Here is a 19,138-nt window from a genome sequence, read left to right as displayed (position 1 = left end):
TTCAATTATTTTTTAGAAGGTGTTTTTTTAGTTGCTGCTTTCTTCGCAGCTGGTTTCTTGGCGGTTGCTTTTTTGGGGGCTGCTTCTTTTGCAACCGTCGCCTTTGGCGCCACTGCTTTTTTACCAAACCTGCCCGCCGGTTTGTCGGGAGTTTCAGCGGCCAGTTTTAGTACCTGATCATAGGTGATTTCAGTGGGTTCTACGCCTTTCGGTATTTTTACGTTTTTCTTGCCAAAGGCAATGTAAGGACCATAACGGCCATTAAGGACTTTGGCATCGGCGTCTTCGGCAAACTCCTTGATCGTTTTGTTGCTGTCGCTGATCCTTTTCAGTTCAATAATTTCAACCAATCGATCCTCTGCCACCGACATAGGGTCATCGGTTTTAGCCAGGGAATAATATTTACCATCATGCTTGACATAAGGACCAAATTTCCCAACGTTAACGATCATTTCCTTGTCTTCGAATTTTCCAACTTCACGGGGTAGACGGAAGAGCTCAAAGGCCTCGGCCAGCGTAATGTTTTCCATCAGCTGTCCCTTTTGAAGGCTGGCAAACTTGGGCTTGTCTTCATCTTCTGCATCGCCGATCTGCACGTAGGGGCCGTACTTGCCAATCCGTACCGAGACTTTTTTTCCTGTTGCGGGATCTTCACCGAGGTCACGGGAAGTTAGGCTTCTGTCTATCGCCTCTTCTTTTACTTCTGCTACCTTTTTCTGGAATGGCGTATAGAAGTTTTTAATCATTTGCTTCCAGGAAAGCTGCCCGTCGGCTATATGATCAAAATCCTTTTCAACGCTCGCTGTAAATGAATAATCTATAATGTCGTTGAAGTTATTGACAAGAAAGTCGTTCACCACCATGCCGGTACTCGTCGGAAAAAGCTTGGATTTTTCTGAACCATAAATTTCCTTGCTTACCTTCGTCCTGATCTGATCGTCGGAAAGGGTCAGTTCCTTAAATTCCCTTTCAAAACCGGCCCGATCCTCTTTGATGACATATTCTCTTCTGATAATTGTCGAGATGGTTGGTGCATATGTAGACGGTCGTCCTATGCCCATCTCCTCTAATTTTTTCACCAGACTTGCTTCAGTATAGCGGGGAGGGTTTCTTGTGAATCGTTCGGTTGCTTTCATGTCAGCCAGATTTAGGATCTGGTTGATATTCAACGGTGGGAGCATTCCTTTTTGTTCTTCATCACCTTCATCGTCACTGGACTCAAGGTACACTTTCAGGAAACCTTCAAATTTGATGACTTCCCCCTGTGCAATAAGCTCCTCTGACGTGGTAGAAATTCCCACCGTGGCAGTTGTTCTTTCCAGTTGGGCATCAGCCATTTGTGAAGCGATTGCCCGCTTCCAGATCAATTCATAAAGGCGTTGCTCGTTGCGGTCGCCGCTTCCGTTTAGAGTGGAAAAATCAGTGGGTCGAATGGCTTCGTGAGCTTCTTGGGCGGATTCATTTTTGGTTTTGAAAACGCGCTTGTTGTAATATTCCGGGCCGTACTCTTTGGTAATTTGTACCCTTGCTTTCTCCAGCGCCTCTTCCGACAGGTTGGTGGAATCGGTACGCATGTAGGAAATTTTACCCGCTTCGTACAGTCGCTGGGCCACGGTCATGGTCTGTAATACCGAAAAGCTAAGTTTTCTCGATGCTTCCTGTTGTAAAGTAGAAGTTGTGAATGGCGGTGCAGGTGATTTTTTTGCTGGTTTTGTTTCTAAATTTTTAATAGAAAAGGCAGCTCCGATACACTTCTCTAAGAATCCGAGCGCATCGGCCTCTGTGGCAAAGTTCTTGGGTAATTCGGCGTTTAAAACTTTTCCATTTCCCAGGTCAAACCTTGCGGTTATTTTAAAGCTGCCTTTAGACTGAAAAGCATCAATTTCCCGTTCACGCTCCACGATAATACGTACAGCAACAGATTGCACACGCCCGGCCGAAAGGTTAGTTTTCCCAATTCTGATCTTTTTCCAAAGAATTGGAGACAATTCATAGCCCACCAATCTGTCGAGTATACGGCGTGCCTGCTGGGCATCCACCAGATCAACATCTATGGTTCTGGGTTTTAAAATGGCGTTTTGAAGCGCCGTTTTTGTGATCTCCCTGAAGACAATTCTTTTCGTATTATCCGGTAACCCGAGTGCTTCTTTTAAGTGCCATGAAATGGCCTCTCCTTCACGGTCATCATCCGTCGCGAGCCATACCTCTGCGCCTTTGGCGAGCTTTTTGAGTTCGCTGATGACTTTGACCTTATCAGTTGAAACCTCGTAAGTCGGCTGAAAACCATTCTCTACATCGACACCCATATCATGTTCAGGAAGATCCCGCACATGTCCGAAACTTGATTTTACGGTAAAGTCTGCTCCAAGGTAATTCTCAATAGTTTTGGCCTTCGCCGGTGACTCTACGATCACCAGATTTTTTGACATAATGTTGAAATTAAATGCTTTTTTGGGCTTTGGAAGCCCAAATATAGGTTAGAAAGCGGCAATTAATCAAAGTACTTGGCAAAAGGTAGGATATAAAATTGTTTTTTTATGTCTTTTTTAAACCGAATTACAGAGGTTATTTCAGCTTAACAGAACAAAAATTGCGGGGGCGTGGTTGTAAAATAGCAACTAGTATATAATCATACTAAATAGCAGCAATTACGTATAGAACTCCTTTGAATATTCTGTAATTTCGTATTTTGCACGTTTAAATAACAACAGATAATCCAATTTTGATTAATGAATATTTATAAGGATTACATCAAAGAGATTGAAGAAAGAAAAACCCAGGGGCTTAATCCGAAGCCCATTGACGGTGCTGAATTGCTAAGTGAAATCATTTGGCAAATTAAGGATTCAGGTCATGAACATCGGTCGGATTCTCTTAACTTTTTTATTTACAATACATTACCAGGAACCACAAGTGCTGCGGTAGTTAAAGCCCGGTTTTTAAAGGAGATCATTCTCGGTGAATCAGTCATTGAAGAAATATCTCCGGCATATGCCTTCGAATTGTTGTCACACATGAAGGGAGGCCCCTCGATCGGTGTGCTCCTGGATTTGGCGTTGGGTGATGAGGCTTTCATAGCCAAAGAAGCAGCGAAGGTTCTTAAGACACAGGTGTTCCTATATGATGCAGACATAGACCGTCTTAAGGAAGCATATAAAAGCGGGAATGAAACCGCTAAGGAAATAATAGAAAGTTATGCTCAGGCGGAGTTTTTTACTAAACTTCCGGAGGTAGCGGAGGAAATTAAGATTGTCACTTACATTGCCGGTGAAGGCGACATTTCTACGGATCTGTTATCGCCGGGCAACCAGGCCCACTCACGGTCAGACCGTGAACTACATGGGAAGTGTATGATCTCTCCACGAGCCCAGGATGAAATCAAGGCACTGCAGGCAGAACATCCCGACAAAAGTGTGATGCTCATTGCTGAAAGAGGTACTATGGGCGTAGGGTCGTCGAGAATGTCTGGTGTGAACAACGTGGCACTCTGGACCGGCAAGCCAGCCAGCCCGTATATTCCTTTCGTTAATATTGCCCCTATTGTAGGTGGTACCAACGGTATTTCACCGATTTTCCTCACCACGGTTGACGTTACCGGCGGGATTGGCATTGATCTTAAAAACTGGGTCAAAAAGCTTGATGAGAACGGCGCGATCGTTCGGAATGAAAGCGGTGATCCTGTTCTTGAAGAAGTGTATTCCGTTGCTACGGGCACTGTGCTTACCATCAATACCAAAACGAAGAAGCTTTACAATGGTGATCAGGAATTGATAGATATCTCCAAGGCACTCACGCCACAGAAAATGGAGTTTATCAAAGCCGGAGGATCTTATGCGGTAGTGTTTGGCAAAAAGATACAGACTGTAGCGTCCAAAATTCTTGGGATAGATATTCCACTTGTATTTGCGCCGGCAAAAGAAATTTCTCATGAAGGTCAAGGCCTTACGGCTGTTGAAAAAATCTTCAACAGAAATGCTGTGGGTACCACTCCAGGCAAAGTATTACATGCTGGTTCCGATGTTCGGGTTGAGGTAAATATCGTTGGTTCGCAGGATACAACAGGCCTCATGACGGCTCAGGAACTGGAGTCAATGGCTGCCACGGTGATTTCTCCAATCGTTGACGGCGCCTATCAATCGGGTTGCCATACGGCATCGGTATGGGATAAAAAAGCGCAGGCTAACATCCCAAGGCTTATGAAATTCATGAACGACTTCGGTCTGATCACGGCCCGTGACCCGAAAGGTGAATATCACGCCATGACTGATGTGATTCATAAGGTTCTTAATGATATTGTTGTAGACGAATGGGCGATAATCATTGGTGGCGACTCGCACACCAGAATGTCGAAAGGAGTTGCATTTGGTGCGGACTCGGGAACCGTTGCACTGGCGCTGGCCACTGGTGAAGCTTCTATGCCCATTCCGGAATCTGTGAAAGTGACATTTAAAGGAGACATGAAGGATCACATGGACTTCCGCGATGTGGTTCATGCTACACAAGCTCAGATGCTCCAGAAGTTTGGTGGCGAGAATGTATTCCAGGGCAGAATTATTGAGGTGCACCTGGGAACGCTTCCTGCTGATCAGGCTTTCACGTTTACAGACTGGACGGCTGAGATGAAGGCGAAAGCATCCATTTGTATATCAGAAGATGATACCCTGATCGAATCACTGGAGATTGCGAAAGGCAGAATCCAGATCATGATTGACAAAGGTATGGATAATGACAGACAGGTTCTTCAGGGATTAATTAATAAAGCGGATAAGAGAATTGCGGAGATTAAATCTGGTGAGAAGCCTGCCTTAACTCCGGACGCAAATGCAAAGTATTACGCAGAAGTAGTTATTGACCTGGACGTGATTGTGGAGCCCATGATTGCGGATCCTGATGTGAATAACAAAGATGTGTCCAAGCGTTACACGCATGATACCATACGTGCCCTTTCTTATTACGGCGATGATAAAAAAGTTGATCTTGGTTTTGTAGGTTCCTGTATGGTACACAAGGGCGACTTGAAGATTGTTTCTCAGATGCTTAAAAATCTCGAAGAGCAACAGGGCAAAGTTGAATTCCATGCCCCGCTTGTAGTGGCTGCACCTACCTACAACATCATTGAGGAACTTAAAGATGAAGGTGACTGGGATGTATTGCAGAAATACTCCGGTTTCGAATTCGATGACAAAGCGCCCAAGGGAGCGGCACGTACTGAATACGAAAATATGATGTATCTGGAGCGCCCCGGCTGTAACCTTTGTATGGGTAATCAGGAAAAGGCAGCAAAGGGAGATACCGTACTGGCAACGTCGACCCGTCTATTCCAGGGAAGGGTAGTAGAGGATTCGGAACGCAAAAAAGGAGAGTCGCTGCTCGCTTCCACACCGGTGGTGGTGTTGTCTGCCATCCTTGGGCGAATTCCTAATCTGGATGAATATAAGGCTGCTGTGGTGGGAATTGATCTGACCAAGTTTGCTCCACCTGTGAAGCAGTTGAGCAGATAGCGTAGGGTGTTAACTATGTTGAACGTTGTTTTGCCGAGCGGACCGCCGATGAGGTCGAAGCATAGGTGGAGATGTCGGTCGTTGTAAATTAAAAACTTCCAAAAAACGTCAGTGCTTGCGGAGTTGAATTGCATATAGCGAACTGCAAACGACCCTTCGACTTCGCTCAGGGTGACGACTGCGTTCAGGGTGACGACTTCGCTCAGGGTGACATTTTTGTTAGGTGTTATTTATATCAATGGTAGGTAAGCTAGTTACAAGGCACTAGCTATATTTTGAACTAGACGGAAATACATCTGGTTCTTGTTGGTGGCTCAATTTTTGATAAGTATGAATGTGTAGACATTAATTAAAATACTATGGCGTTTGACTTAGAAATGATTAGGGGTGTTTACACCCGCATGCAGGATAGAGTAGAAGTAGCCCGTAAAGTGGTGGGCCGGCCTTTAACCCTGACCGAGAAAATTTTGTATTCCCATCTGTGGGAAGGAGCGCCCGCACAGATTTACCAACGGGGCAAGGCTTATGTGGATTTCGCTCCCGACCGTGTTGCGATGCAGGATGCTACTGCCCAAATGGCCCTGCTCCAGTTTATGCAGGCGGGCAGGCCACAGGTTGCGGTTCCATCAACGGTGCATTGCGATCACCTTATTCAGGCTGAGGTAGGTGCTGTACAGGATTTGAAAAATGCGGTTGATAAGAATAAGGAGGTTTACGATTTCCTTTCGTCCGTTTCCGATAAATATGGTTTAGGGTTCTGGAAAGCCGGTGCCGGGATCATTCATCAGGTAGTGCTTGAAAACTATGCATTTCCGGGTGGTATGATGATCGGAACAGATTCTCATACCCCTAATGCTGGCGGACTGGGTATGATTGCGATCGGCGTCGGCGGTGCGGATGCCAGTGATGTAATGTCGGGCCTTGCATGGGAATTGAAAATGCCACGCCTGATCGGTGTGAAACTGACCGGAAAACTAAGCGGATGGACGGCAGCCAAGGACGTTATTCTTTGGGTGGCAGGTCAGCTTACCGTAAAAGGTGGTACTGGATATGTGGTGGAATACTTCGGCGAAGGTGCTGAAAGTCTTTCTGCAACCGGGAAAGGCACCATTTGTAATATGGGTGCAGAAATTGGCGCAACTACGTCAATCTTTGCGTACGACGAGAAAAGTGCAGCTTATCTGAGAGCAACGGATCGTGCGGATGTAGCGGATGCTGCTGATGCAGTGAAAGGATATCTGCGTGCTGATGACGAGGTTTATGAGGATCCTGCATCTTATTACGATCAGGTAATCGAACTGGATCTTACAACGCTTGAACCACATGTCAACGGCCCATTTACGCCGGATCTTGCCTGGCCGCTTTCCAAATTCGCTACGGCGGTGAGAGAAAACGGATGGCCGGAAGTTCTTTCAGTAGGTCTGATCGGATCATGCACCAATTCTTCTTATGAAGACGTAAGCCGTGCCGCTTCTCTGGCACAACAGGCTGTTGATAAAAAATTAAAAGTTACTTCTGAGTACACGATCACGCCGGGTTCTGAGCAGGTTCGGTTTACGGTGGAACGGGATGGCTTCCTGGATACATTTGCCAAAATAGGTGGCGTGGTGCTGGCCAATGCCTGCGGGCCCTGTATCGGACAATGGGCACGCCATGGAGCTGAGAAAGGGGAGAAGAACTCCATCATCACTTCCTTCAACCGTAACTTCTCAAAACGTGCTGATGGTAACCCCAACACACACTCTTTCGTAGCGTCACCTGAAATCGTGACAGCCCTGGCCATTGCCGGTCGTCTTACTTTCAATCCCCTTACTGACACCTTGACGAATACCGATGGGGAAGAAGTAATGCTTGAAGAGCCAACGGGCATGGAACTTCCTACAAGAGGATTTGCTGTTGAAGATGCAGGTTACCAGGCTCCAGCCGAAGATGGAAGCCAGGTTCAGGTTTTGGTAAGTCCTACCTCAGACCGGCTGCAGCTTCTGGAGCCATTCCCGGAATGGGAAGGTACGGATCTAACAGGGTTGAAATTGCTGATCAAGGCAAAAGGAAAGTGTACTACGGATCACATTTCGATGGCAGGTCCCTGGTTGAAATACAGGGGGCACTTGGATAATATTTCCAATAACATGCTGATCGGCGCGGTTAATTTCTACAACGAAAAAACCAACACGGTTAAAAATCAGTTGAATAACCAATACGCAGGTGTTCCTGATGTACAGCGCGACTACAAGGCGCACGGCATCGGGACTATAGTAGTTGGGGATGAAAACTATGGCGAAGGTTCTTCTCGTGAGCATGCCGCCATGGAGCCCCGCTTTCTGGGTGTTCGTGCCATACTGGTGAAATCTTTTGCCCGTATTCACGAAACCAACCTGAAAAAACAGGGTATGCTGGCTTTGACTTTTGCTAATCCATCGGACTACGAAAAGATTCAGGAAGATGACAGCATTGACATTGTAGGATTAGAAACGTTTACCGAGGGGCAGCCTTTGACAATTGTTTTGCATCACAACGATGGCACCATTGATGAATTCTCTGTAAATCATACTTACAATGCCCAGCAAATAGAATGGTTTAAAGCCGGGTCGGCATTGAATATCATTCGCAAGTCGGTGGGGGCGTAGTCTGATTGAAATATAATAACCAAAAAAACTCCTGGAAACGGGAGTTTTTTTGTTGCGTCCGGGTCATAATGGCTCGTTTTTTACCTCATATCGGCTAAGATATGGTGTTACCGTAATTTCGAGCATCTTGACAAGTTCTTCATTCATGTATGGGTAGTCATCGGGAATGTTCAGGACAATCAACTTTCTGTTTTCCAAAACGGCATCGAATTTTTGCTGAATCATCGTACGGTGCCGTTTTTCCATTACGAAAATTATATCAGCCCATATAATTAGTTTTTCAGTTACTTTCGTTCTTGCACTACCAGAAGTACCAGCCGACTTAGTATTATAATGGTGTCTTCGAAATATGTTTTCGGCAGTCGGACTGCGCCATTGATTTCTGCTACAGATAAATAATAGGTTCAACCGTGATCGTAATTTTAACATTTAGGAAGCCCAGAATACTTCATTCTGGCAAATAAGGCACTAATTGATCTTTCCTCATAAACATAATTTTAGTTTAAATTATCCGATTCCATCTTTGTTCCCAAACCTTTTGTAAAATAGGACTGCACGAAAAACAACATCATGCCCACCGTGATCGAAACATCGGCCATGTTGAATATACCCGTCTGAAATATGCCGAAATTGAGATGAAGGAAATCGGTTACGGAGCCATAGATAATGCGATCGTAAATATTGCCAATTCCACCACCAATGGCAAAGCTCAATGCGAGCCGGCTGATCATACTCAGATGTTGTCTTGTAAATAGATACACGATTCCGAAAGCAAGTGCCAAAAGAGGAACTCCCGATAAAAGTATAAATTTCAGTAAATCCGGAAGACCACTGCCTACACTGAGGAACGCGCCGGTATTTTCTACTTTGGTGAGCGTAAGGTGGTTGTCAATCAGGCTGATGGTTTCGTTATAGCCAATTCTCTTACGAACCAGATCTTTGGATATCTGGTCACAACCTATATTAATAAGCAGAATTAATGCAATGGAAATTGTTTTGAGAATGCCTTTGGAATTCATCATAGATAAAATGGTTCTACCCGGATAACAGGAATTTATTACATATTAGTTTTGATTGCCGTCAGATTGTTGTCATTTGTATCGAATACTTCCGATTTGGGTATAAGGATGAGTCTGTTATACACGGTTAAAATAAAATCCTGGCCAGCTTCATCTCACCACCTTTTCTGATCCACCTCCTTTTTTAAGATATCATTGATATTTACACGTGCGTCTTGCAGGATATAAACACTTGTGCCGACCTCTCTGGCGAATAAATTTTCAATTTTCCCGGTGAATGCCACTTTACGGAACATCGGTTTTTCTCTTTCCCGGTTCTTATCGTCATCATTGGCATTTTGCACAAGTACAATGTGACGGATTGGTTTATCCAATTTTGCCCAGTCGATGTAATCTGCATTAAAGGAGATCGCACCTATATTTTTATGTCTTGAATAAAAATTGATGGCTCCGGCCTGTCCGTAATTGTCGCACAATATCAGGGTATGTTCAGGATCTGCGATTACATCATAGGCATAATCCACCTTGGCGGCTAACTCTTTCCATCCCAGCATATCGGCAAAATCTTGAGGCAGCGTGTGATTTTTACCATCTTCCCATCTCAGCAAGCCCAGTCTTTCGTATGGTTCCGGATTTTCACGTATTTGAGATGGCGTGTAGTTTGGGAGAGCTATGCGGAGTAACGGAATGGAGAGTAACAATACCGTAGCGATTGCAGCGTACGGAAGCCATTTTAAATGAAACCGTTGCCACAGATACTCCAAGTAAACGGAGCCAAATGCCAGAAGGATCGGGTAAAGACCAATCGCGTAATAGCCCTTTGCTTTCAGCAATACAAAAATGCCTAGCGTAAACAGGAAGGACCAAAAGAAAAGTCTGTATTTGAAAAATAACCTGTATCTGAAAAACGACACCATGGCAGCTATGATGACAAATAGGGAGGAGATGAAAAAAAGAAGCTGTTCTTTCAGAAAGTCGGCACGTTGAACATGAACGAGCTGTGTTTTTGCCAGCAATTGCATGTGATGTACCACAGGGAAATTGTTTTCGTACTGCCAAATCAGGTTGGGTGCGATGAGTAATAATGCAAGTGCAAGGGACAGGTATAGGTGCCGGTTCACAAACAGATTCCGGTGTTGGGTCATGAGAATGGCAGGGAGTAATCCGGCTATTTGAAAGGCAATGTTATATTTATTGAGAAAGCCGATTGCAAATGTGACTGCGGCAAAATAGAGCCATTTATTTTTTCCTGAATTAATGTATTTAATGACTGTAAAATTCAGGAACGTCCAGGCGAGGATATCGAAAGAACTAGGCTGATATAGAAGATTTATTCTAAGCAATACAGACGCTGTTACAGCCATCGCACCCAAAACCAATGCAAAAATGCCACCTTTAAGCTCTTCTGTGGCTTTCCAGACTACAACCAGGGTCAGCACGCCAAACATTGCCGGGAAGAACTTGACCCAGAATTCCGTTCCTCCAAAGAGGATAATGAGGTACGAAATCCATGAGGTGAATGGCGGCACGGAAAGGTATCCCCAGGCAAGGTGTTTCCCCTGATCAATATGCAGGAATTCATCACGATGCAACTCGTACACATCGCTTATAGCCAGATATTGAATGACCAGCTTAAAAAGGATAAATAAGTAGAGTATCAGGTTTTTTTTGCTCACAAGGCGATGGTTTAGATGGAGGTTGGCAATTGTGTCGTGGATTATCCTGCTTTTGTTTGGCAAGGTTGTAGGTCATTGTCCGCATGAAGGTAGGAAGTGAAATTTGTTTTTCAATTTGAACGCACATTTAAAAGTTTTCAGCCATGATTGCGGTATTTTTATCCTTTCAATCATCGGTTTCTATTGTTTCATGAACAAGATTGCTTTTGTACTGATAATACTATTTTATTCTGCCGTTAGTTACGGACAAGAATTGGCCTATCATGTATCCTTTCCAAACATCGCTCATCACGAAGGGAAGTTTGAACTGGTGGTGACCAACGCCGTTCAAAAAAGCCTGATATTCAGGATGAGCCGGTCGTCTCCAGGACGTTACGCAACACATGAGTATGGAAAAAATATTTACGATGTGAAAGCCTATGGTAAGTCTGGTGAAGCCTTGAAAGTGGACAGACTTGACGGAGACGTTTACCAGGTCGATAATAAGGGAGGATTCACCCGGTTTACGTATACCTTATACGCTAATCATCCGGATGGCACCTATGCAGGTATAGATCCTAGTAGTATACATCTAAATATTCCTGCGGCCTTTATCTGGGTAAAAGACCTTGATAAGGCACCGATTGAAGTCACGTTTGACCTGCCCGCAGGAAAGAACTGGACGATTGCGACGCAGTTGAACGCAACCAAAGATGTACACAGATACACCGCTCCCAACCTGCAATATTTTATGGATTCTCCCGTAAAAATCGGCGGGTTGAAAACGAGAGAATGGAAGTTGTCCGGCGCCACGTCTAGTTTCAGGCTGGCTTTGGAAGCCCAGGCAAGCAACGGTTTGATTGATGGCTTTGCCGAAAAGCTAAAAAAAGTGACGGAGGAAACTGGTGCGGTTTTTAAGGGGTTTCCAGCTTTTGAAGGAGATCAGTACACTTTTTTAACTGCAATAAATCCATATGTCAAAGGAGATGGCATGGAACATCGCAACAGTACGGTTATACACTTACCGACGGTTTTTACTGGTGATGACAATCTGCTTGGCGTATTTTCTCATGAATTTTTTCATGCCTGGAATGTGGAAAGGATCCGGCCGAAAAGTCTGGAACCTTTCAATTATGAAAAAAGTAATATGAGCCAAGAGCTGTGGTTTGCTGAGGGGTTCACACAGTATTACGGCGAGTTGATTCTAAAGCGGGCCGGTTTCAGATCAATGGATCAATTCCTTGGCACGGTGGCCTCCCTCGTCAACACAAAAGAGAACACGGCAGGTGCAAAAAGAATATCTCCCGCTGAGGCTAGCTGTATGGCGGTGTTTGTGGATGCGGGTATTGCCGTGGATAAAACGAATTATCCCAATACTTATACCTCTTATTACCCCTATGGCGCGTCCATTGCATTGGCCCTGGATCTGGAATTGCGAAGCAGAAATCTCACACTTGACAGGTTTATGCAGGAGGTTTGGCTAAAACATGGCAAAACCGAGATACCCTACACGATTGCCGATCTGCAGCAAATACTGGGTTCGGTTTCTGGCGATGTGGCCTTTGCCAGTACGTTTTTTGCAAAGTATATCCATGGTCATGAACGTTTCAATTATGCTCCTTTGCTGCAAAAGGCGGGTTTGGTCTTGCGCAGGCAGTTCAAGGGGAAGGCATGGTTAGGTGATGTTCGCTGGAAGGAGGGATCCGCCGTTATTTTAGCTAACACTGTTATGGATACCCCCATTTATCATGCAGGCCTTGATATTGACGATCAGATTTTAAAGTTGGAGGGTCGAAATGTTAATTCAGGCGCTGATGTGGACGACATTCTGAGGCGGCACAAACCGGGTGACCAGTTGGCTGTTGAATATGCACACAGGGGGGAGGTCCAAATGAGTATGATAACCTTGTCGGAAAATCCCAAGCTCATGGTGGCCCTGAATGAACAAGCTGGCCTTCCTGTGACGGCAGAAATGCAGGGGTTTAGAAAGCAGTGGTTGGAAAGTAAGGTTGTGGAGACTAAATGAAATAATTAAGGACTGTTAACAGTTATTAATTCAATCCGATGGGTGGCACTTCAACGGAGCTTATTAACTAAATTTTACTGATTCTGCCAATGCGTATCGGAAAGGCCTGTGTTACACTGACGCTCCTTCAATTAATTTTTACAAATATTTCACCTGCTCAGGTGAAAGAATATAAAGGGAAGATCAACCAGCAGTTTGTAATGAACCGCGAATCTGTGATCATCAACAAGTCAACCGGTAAAAGAATCAGTTACGACGAATATGACCAATTGCTAGCCAAGAATCCGGGTAAGTATAAGACAGAACCTGTTTTTGATAAATATGGAAAACCGTCATCTTTTGCCGTGGCAAGGACTTCGGGACGGGAGACAGGATTGAAAGAGGTGAACTACGATTCCGATCTTCTACCTGAAATAGGGGAGACTCTAGCCCCGTTTGTAATGGAGGGACTGGATGGGAAGATATATGATTCCGAAAAACTAAAAGGTGCATACGTGCTGCTGGGCTTTTGGGTGAAATATGAAAAACCACTCTGGACTCTTGCCAGCACTAAGGTTATAACCCAGTTTGTGAATGAGAACAAAAGACGCGGGATTAATATTGTCTCTCTGGGCACCACGCTCAACACCGAGGACGAATGTCGGGAAGCCATTCCCAAACGCAATTGTGGATTTGTACCTGTGCCGGAATCTTACGGATTCAATCACCGCTATAAGATTGGTGAGACGCCTTATTTTATATTGCTGGATAAAAATGGGCTTGTGAAGGCGATGGCACCACACACAGAATTTGATAAGATAGGTTCCCTGGTTTTACGCTGAAATATTTTCTCCCATCCGACCAATTACAGATTACTTATAAACGGGCCCATTTCGGCAGGCGTCAGGATCAGTTTGATGTCATTTGAGGTAATGGCGTGCAAGGGCATCACCGACATTTGCGCCGAAGACGGGTCCTGGGCCACGATGGTTCCACCCGATGCCTTAATCGCGGCCATTCCGCGACTGCCATCTTCATTGGCACCGGAAAGGATAATTGCAACAACACCTTTGGCATAAACATCGGCTGCAGATTCAAATGTAACGTCCAGACTTGGGCGGCTATAGTTAACCTTCTCGGAATCATCCAGTGAAAACGTGAGGTCTTTCTCAATCAGAAGGTGGTAATCGGCCGGGGCGATGTAGATCCTGCCAGGTAAAATTGGATCCTTATCGTCCACTTCCATAACCGGCGCTTTTGACTTCCCTGCAAGTAGTTGAGAAAGCGTGGAGTCACCTGAATTTTTACGGTGGAGAACAAGAACGATTGGAAAGGAGAAGTCGGGCTTCAAAGTGGGCAACAATGCAAACAGCACCGTAAGGCTTCCGGCCGAACCGCCGATGAGTAATATTTCGCAGCGACTCTTTAGCTCACTTTCTTCCATATTTTTTCCTTGTCAAGTTGTAGAAAGTTACGTTGTACCCCCGAAAATTTCAGAGTCTCTTTACTTCCCAGAGCCAGGTATCCAGACAGCCCCAGGCTGGCATCGAATAATTGGAGTGCCCTGTCCTGTAAGTCTTTATCAAAATAAATCAGCACATTTCGGCATAGGATCAGATCAAACTCGTTGAATGAACCATCCGATACCAGATTATGTGTGGAGATGATGATTTTTTCAGAAAGCTCCTCTTTGAATTTCGCCTGGCCATAGTTAGCTGTGTAATAGGAAGAAAAATCTTGCTGTCCTCCTGAGGTCATGTAGCTTTCCGAATATTGCTTCATCTGATTTAACGGAAAGATCCCTTTGCGTACTTTGTCCAGAACACTCGGGTTGAGATCGGTGGCGTAAAGAAGGGATTTATGTAGAAGATTCGCTTCCCGGAGCATGATGGCAAGCGAATATACTTCCTCCCCGGTGGCGCAGCCTGCATGCCATATTCTTATAAACGGTCGGGTACCCAGCAGTGGAAGAACATGGTTACGTAATGCTTTATAGAATAGCGGATCCCTAAACATTTCCGTAACATTGACTGTGATTTCCTCAACAAAGCGCTCTACATAGGCCTGATTTGTTCTGATCTTATACCGCAATTCGGAGAAACTTGAAAATTTATCCAACGAATAAAGCCTTAGAACCCGTCTTTTGAGCGATGCCTTGGCGTAGTTGGTGAAGTCATAGCCGTGTATGCACAACAGATCATCCAGCAAAATATCAATCTCTTCATCTGTTACCATAGAATATCACTTTAATTAAACAAGCAATTGCAGCAGCCTATCCACGTCGATGGGTTTAGAAATATAAGCATCTGCGCCAGCGCTTAAACATTTTTCCTTATCGCCAAGCATCGCCTGCGCCGTCACGGCGTATACCGGCGTACTTTTCCTGTTTTCCAGTTTTTTTATCAAGGGAATAGCTTCGTACCCATCCATTTCCGGCATCATCATATCCATTAAAATGAAGTCAACTTGCAGGTCGGATCGGAGCAGTTCCAATGCTTCCAATGCACCTGTTTTGGCGACACAATCAAATTTTTTAGCTAGCAGCATTGCCTTAAGGGCAAAAATATTTCTGGCGTCGTCATCAATGATTAAAACCGTCTTTTTAGCCATTTTGTTTAAGTTTTTCAGTTGAGTAATGCTTGGTCGGCAACGAGCCTTCGGTATGTTTAGGAATGAACTATAATTTAAGAATTTTTATTTTAAGTTGCCACCAGCCGATTAATATCTTTCATACAACCAGACCCTGAGCAAGGACAGCAGCTGATCTACATCCACCGGCTTGGTAATATAATCAGAGGCACCGGCGTTGATGCACTTTTCCCGGTCACCCGTCATGGCCTTGGCTGTAACGGCAATGACAGGCAGGTTTTTCCAACTTGGATTTTCGCGGATACGGGTAGCAGTTTCGTACCCGTCCATTTTGGGCATCATCATATCGAGCAGCACAACATCAATGGCCGGATTTTCGTACAATTTGGCCAAAGCTTCCTTGCCATCCAGAGCGGTGATGATATTCATTTTATAATTTTCAAGCGATTTGGATAGAGAGAAAATATTCCTCACATCGTCGTCAGCGACCAGGACGGTTTTGTTACTCAATATCTGGGTTAATCCATCCAGTTTCTTGAAAGATGTATCTCGCATATTGGGTTTGGTGTTTTCTTCCACCATGTGCAAAAACAATGAAACCTCATCCAGCATGCGCTGATAAGAATGAGCGGTTTTTACGATGATTGTACTCGCATATTGCTTAATTCTTTGCTCCTCACTCATCGACAAGCTTTTGCCGGTGAAAATAATGATGGGGATATTTTCAAATTCCGGATTCTTTTTGGCTTCCTCCAGGGTTTCGTATGCTTTTTTATCCGGAATGCCCATGTCCAGAATGACACAGTCCACTTCATTGTCCTTCAGGGTTTGCAGTCCTTCTGAGATATTGGTCTTAAGCTCCGAGTTGATGTTAAATGTACCCAGATAGTAGGCCAATGCCTTGGCGTGCTTCGAATTGTCTTCAACAATCAACACTTTTTTTGATTTCCGGCTCACCACATATTCGATTTTCTCGAAAATCTCTTTCATCTTATCCAGCGCGACGGGTTTATCAATAAAATCAATAGCGCCTTTCAGGAGACTTTCATTCTTCATTTTGTGAGAAGACATCATGTGAACCGGAATGTGTCTTGTAATCGGGTTTTGTTTCAGTTCATCCATCACCTGCCAGCCGCTTTTTACTGGTAACTCAATGTCGAGCAGTATACCTGTTGGTTTGAATTCAACGGCCAGTTCCAACCCCTCATCGCCCCGTACAGCCACAAGTGCTTTGTAGCCTTTCTTGTGGGTGTAAGCCAGCAGCGATTTGGCAAAAGTGACATCGTCCTCAATAATGAGTAAGGCTTTGTCTGTGGGCAGTATATTTGCTCTGTCATCGGGGATGCTTTCCGGAATGTTAGGACTAATAAACTGGTATTCTGATTGATGAGACAGTTCAGCTACAACTTCCGGTGCAATGGATGCAAATGGATTGGTCTGGTATGGATGGTTTTCTGCACCGTGCCGGGAAGTGGGTATGGTTATGGTGAAAACACTTCCTTCATCGCTCTTGCTCGTGACAGAAATTTCCCCACCCAATAGTTTGACCAGCTCCCTGCTGATGGAAAGGCCAAGCCCGGTGCCGCCATATTTCCTTTTTGTTGATCCGTCGGCCTGTTGAAATGCTTCGAAAATCAAATGTTGTTTATCTGGGGAAATACCAATTCCAGTGTCCTTTACGTCAAATACAATCATGGACGCACTTCCGTTGGCATGGCTAACGGAAAGCGTCACCGAACCTTGCGATGTGAATTTCAATGCATTGGAAATCAAATTTTTAAGAATCTGTTCCAATCTCATTTTATCCGATTCGATCACCGGAGGGGTGTCTCGGGAAATTTCTATATTAAATTGTAACCCTTTTTGTTTGGCAACAGGATTGAACAAAGAGCGGAGGTCCTCTGTGATATCGGTGATGGATACGGTTTCATATTCCAGATCCATTTTTCCGGCTTCAATTTTGGAGAGATCAAGAATTTCGTCAATGAGACCCAGAAGGCCGTTGCCCGATGATTGGATTACCGTAGCGTATTCAACCTGGTCGTCGGTCAGGTTTTTCTCATCGTTGTCGGACAATAATCTGCTGAGTAAAAGAATGGAATTTAGCGGTGTCCGAAGTTCGTGAGACATGTTAGCCAGGAACTCCGACTTGTATCTTGTGGTGAGTTCCAATTCTGCGGCCTTCTTCTGTATCTCGAGATTTTTTTCTTCCAGTAAACTGCTTCTTTCTTCCAGTTCTTCATTCGTCTGCCGCAGTTCTTCCTGTTGTACCCGCAGTTCTTCCTCGGATGCCTGGAGTTTTTGTGTCTGCGCCTCCAGCTCAGCATTGAGATTTTCGAGTTCGTTATGTTGTGCCTGCAGCTCTTCCGACTGCGTTTGGGTTTCTTCCAGGAAGTTTTGAAGTTTAACATAATCCAATGCTCCGTTTACCCCAATGGAAATGCTCTCGATGCTTGCATCCAGAAATTCCATCTGCTGCGCTGTGGGCCTACCGAGCATCCCGATCTCGATCACACCAATACACTCGTGACCAAATACCAGCGGCATAATCACCACGGTGGCTGGACTCACATGACCAAGCGAAGACTGAATGTTAAAATATGTTTCCGGCAAATCATGAAGGACGATTTTTTTCTGGCTCATAATGGCCTGTCCGGTCATTCCTTTACCCACTTCAATGGTTTCAGGAACCTGCCTGGCACCGTAACTTGCATAAAGTTTAAAGTTATATTCACTGTCGATGATGTAAATGGTTCCCAGCGGTGCCTGAATATAGTCCGTAATCGTTTCAATCAACCTGACAGACAGGTTTTTTAGAATTCTCTCCCCCCGCATGGCATCCGCTACCCGCATCTCTCCGGTCTGTATCCATGCCTTGTGGTTCAGCTCGTTGAATGTGGTCTCCAGCGAAGCAGTCATGTTATTCAGTGCCAGTGAAATTTTACCCAGCTCACCCTCACCACTGTCCGTGCTTCTCGCTGTATAATTTCCTGATGAAACCTGCTTGGTCACGCCTTCAATGGCCGTAATGCGTCTATTGGTTTCAAGATATTTTGCTTCCTCCTGCATCTGTTGCAAAATGCGCTTATCCATATCTTTTTTGATACGCAGATAAGCAAATACCGAAATTAGGAGGGATATCAAGGCCGCAAAAACCAGTATGATAGGGGTGAAGGTGATGTAAATTTGCTGTTGTGCCAGCCTTTCGGTTAGGATATTGTTTTCTTCAGCTTTCACATGGTCAATCAATATCCGGATTTGATCCATTAATTTTTTGCCGCGCTTCATCTGCTTAAGCCGCTGTTCCCGATCAACCTGATCTATCCCAGTTTTTGTGGTAATGTCTATTGTAGACTGCATCTGTCCGAATTTAGCCTCATAAAGAGACTTAATTTCCCGAAGGTTCTTCTGCTGGACCGGATTATCCCCGGTAAGATCAGACAGATCATTAAATGACTTGGTTACATTGGCATAGGAACCATTATAATGCTCAAGGAACTCTCTGTCGCCGGTGACCAGATATCCACGCTGTCCCGTTTCAGCATCTTTTAGTAAAGAGATGATATTCTCGGCCTGGATAAGCACTTCGTTGGTATGGTTGACCAGGCGTGAGTTTGAGATAAGCTTCTGAATACTGTAATAGGATGCCAGAAGACTAAAAAACAACAATAGAATTGAAAAGGAGAAAACAATCTGTAATTGTTGAATAATAGAATTGGAAGTTTTTCTCATAAAATAATGA

The 19,138-nt window shown here is 44.7% G+C and carries 12 protein-coding genes and 1 pseudogene; 4 read left to right on the top strand and 9 right to left on the bottom strand.

Annotated elements, in window-relative coordinates:
• Positions 1-5 precede the first annotated feature (5 nt).
• Complete coding sequence (topA, locus tag DYADSP32_RS05020) at positions 6-2,429, bottom strand: type I DNA topoisomerase (protein WP_149243740.1); 2,424 nt, start codon at positions 2,427-2,429, stop codon at positions 6-8.
• Between the two features lie 300 nt (positions 2,430-2,729).
• Between topA and DYADSP32_RS05015 the strand changes: the two genes are divergently transcribed.
• Positions 2,730-5,501: a bifunctional aconitate hydratase 2/2-methylisocitrate dehydratase gene (locus tag DYADSP32_RS05015; RefSeq protein ID WP_149243741.1), complete on the top strand. Its 2,772-nt coding sequence runs from the start codon at positions 2,730-2,732 to the stop codon at positions 5,499-5,501.
• A gap of 359 nt (positions 5,502-5,860) precedes the next feature.
• Positions 5,861-8,128: an aconitate hydratase gene (locus DYADSP32_RS05010; RefSeq protein WP_149243742.1), complete on the top strand. Its 2,268-nt coding sequence runs from the start codon at positions 5,861-5,863 to the stop codon at positions 8,126-8,128.
• Between the two features lie 63 nt (positions 8,129-8,191).
• Here DYADSP32_RS05010 and DYADSP32_RS05005 read toward each other — a convergent pair whose 3' ends face one another.
• From DYADSP32_RS05005 to DYADSP32_RS04990, 4 genes and pseudogenes are all read right to left on the bottom strand, one after another.
• Positions 8,192-8,374 (bottom strand): hypothetical protein, encoded by a 183-nt coding sequence (locus tag DYADSP32_RS05005; protein ID WP_414618187.1) that lies wholly within the window; start codon positions 8,372-8,374, stop codon positions 8,192-8,194.
• A gap of 42 nt (positions 8,375-8,416) precedes the next feature.
• Positions 8,417-8,557, bottom strand: a pseudogene (locus tag DYADSP32_RS05000) (protein tyrosine phosphatase); the annotation flags it as partial.
• Between the two features lie 68 nt (positions 8,558-8,625).
• The gene (gene lspA, locus DYADSP32_RS04995; protein ID WP_414617521.1) at positions 8,626-9,150 is read right to left on the bottom strand and encodes a signal peptidase II; all 525 of its coding nucleotides are present in this window, start codon (positions 9,148-9,150) and stop codon (positions 8,626-8,628) included.
• A gap of 152 nt (positions 9,151-9,302) precedes the next feature.
• Positions 9,303-10,823 (bottom strand): glycosyltransferase family 39 protein, encoded by a 1,521-nt coding sequence (locus tag DYADSP32_RS04990; RefSeq protein ID WP_149243744.1) that lies wholly within the window; start codon positions 10,821-10,823, stop codon positions 9,303-9,305.
• A 190-nt stretch (positions 10,824-11,013) separates the two neighbouring features.
• Between DYADSP32_RS04990 and DYADSP32_RS04985 the strand changes: the two genes are divergently transcribed.
• Complete coding sequence (locus DYADSP32_RS04985; protein WP_149243745.1) at positions 11,014-12,828, top strand: M61 family metallopeptidase; 1,815 nt, start codon at positions 11,014-11,016, stop codon at positions 12,826-12,828.
• 89 nt (positions 12,829-12,917) lie between these two features.
• Positions 12,918-13,649, top strand: coding sequence for a thioredoxin-like domain-containing protein (locus DYADSP32_RS04980; protein WP_149243746.1), 732 nt, complete (start codon positions 12,918-12,920; stop codon positions 13,647-13,649).
• Between the two features lie 23 nt (positions 13,650-13,672).
• Here DYADSP32_RS04980 and DYADSP32_RS04975 read toward each other — a convergent pair whose 3' ends face one another.
• From DYADSP32_RS04975 to DYADSP32_RS04960, 4 genes are all read right to left on the bottom strand, one after another.
• Positions 13,673-14,251, bottom strand: a complete 579-nt coding sequence (locus tag DYADSP32_RS04975) for a chemotaxis protein CheB (RefSeq protein ID WP_149243747.1) — start codon at positions 14,249-14,251, stop codon at positions 13,673-13,675.
• Positions 14,233-15,042 (bottom strand): CheR family methyltransferase, encoded by an 810-nt coding sequence (locus DYADSP32_RS04970; protein ID WP_149243748.1) that lies wholly within the window; start codon positions 15,040-15,042, stop codon positions 14,233-14,235. Before DYADSP32_RS04970 ends, DYADSP32_RS04975 begins: the two co-directional genes overlap by 19 nt.
• A 15-nt stretch (positions 15,043-15,057) precedes the next feature.
• The gene (locus tag DYADSP32_RS04965) at positions 15,058-15,417 is read right to left on the bottom strand and encodes a response regulator (protein ID WP_149243749.1); all 360 of its coding nucleotides are present in this window, start codon (positions 15,415-15,417) and stop codon (positions 15,058-15,060) included.
• 108 nt (positions 15,418-15,525) lie between these two features.
• The gene (locus tag DYADSP32_RS04960) at positions 15,526-19,128 is read right to left on the bottom strand and encodes a response regulator (protein WP_149243750.1); all 3,603 of its coding nucleotides are present in this window, start codon (positions 19,126-19,128) and stop codon (positions 15,526-15,528) included.
• Positions 19,129-19,138 lie beyond the last annotated feature (10 nt).

The sequence above is a fragment of the Dyadobacter sp. 32 genome, from assembly GCF_902506755.1.
Taxonomy (GTDB): domain Bacteria; phylum Bacteroidota; class Bacteroidia; order Cytophagales; family Spirosomataceae; genus Dyadobacter.
Note: the sequence above shows the minus strand (reverse complement) of the source record. Positions and strands in the feature narration are given on the sequence as shown.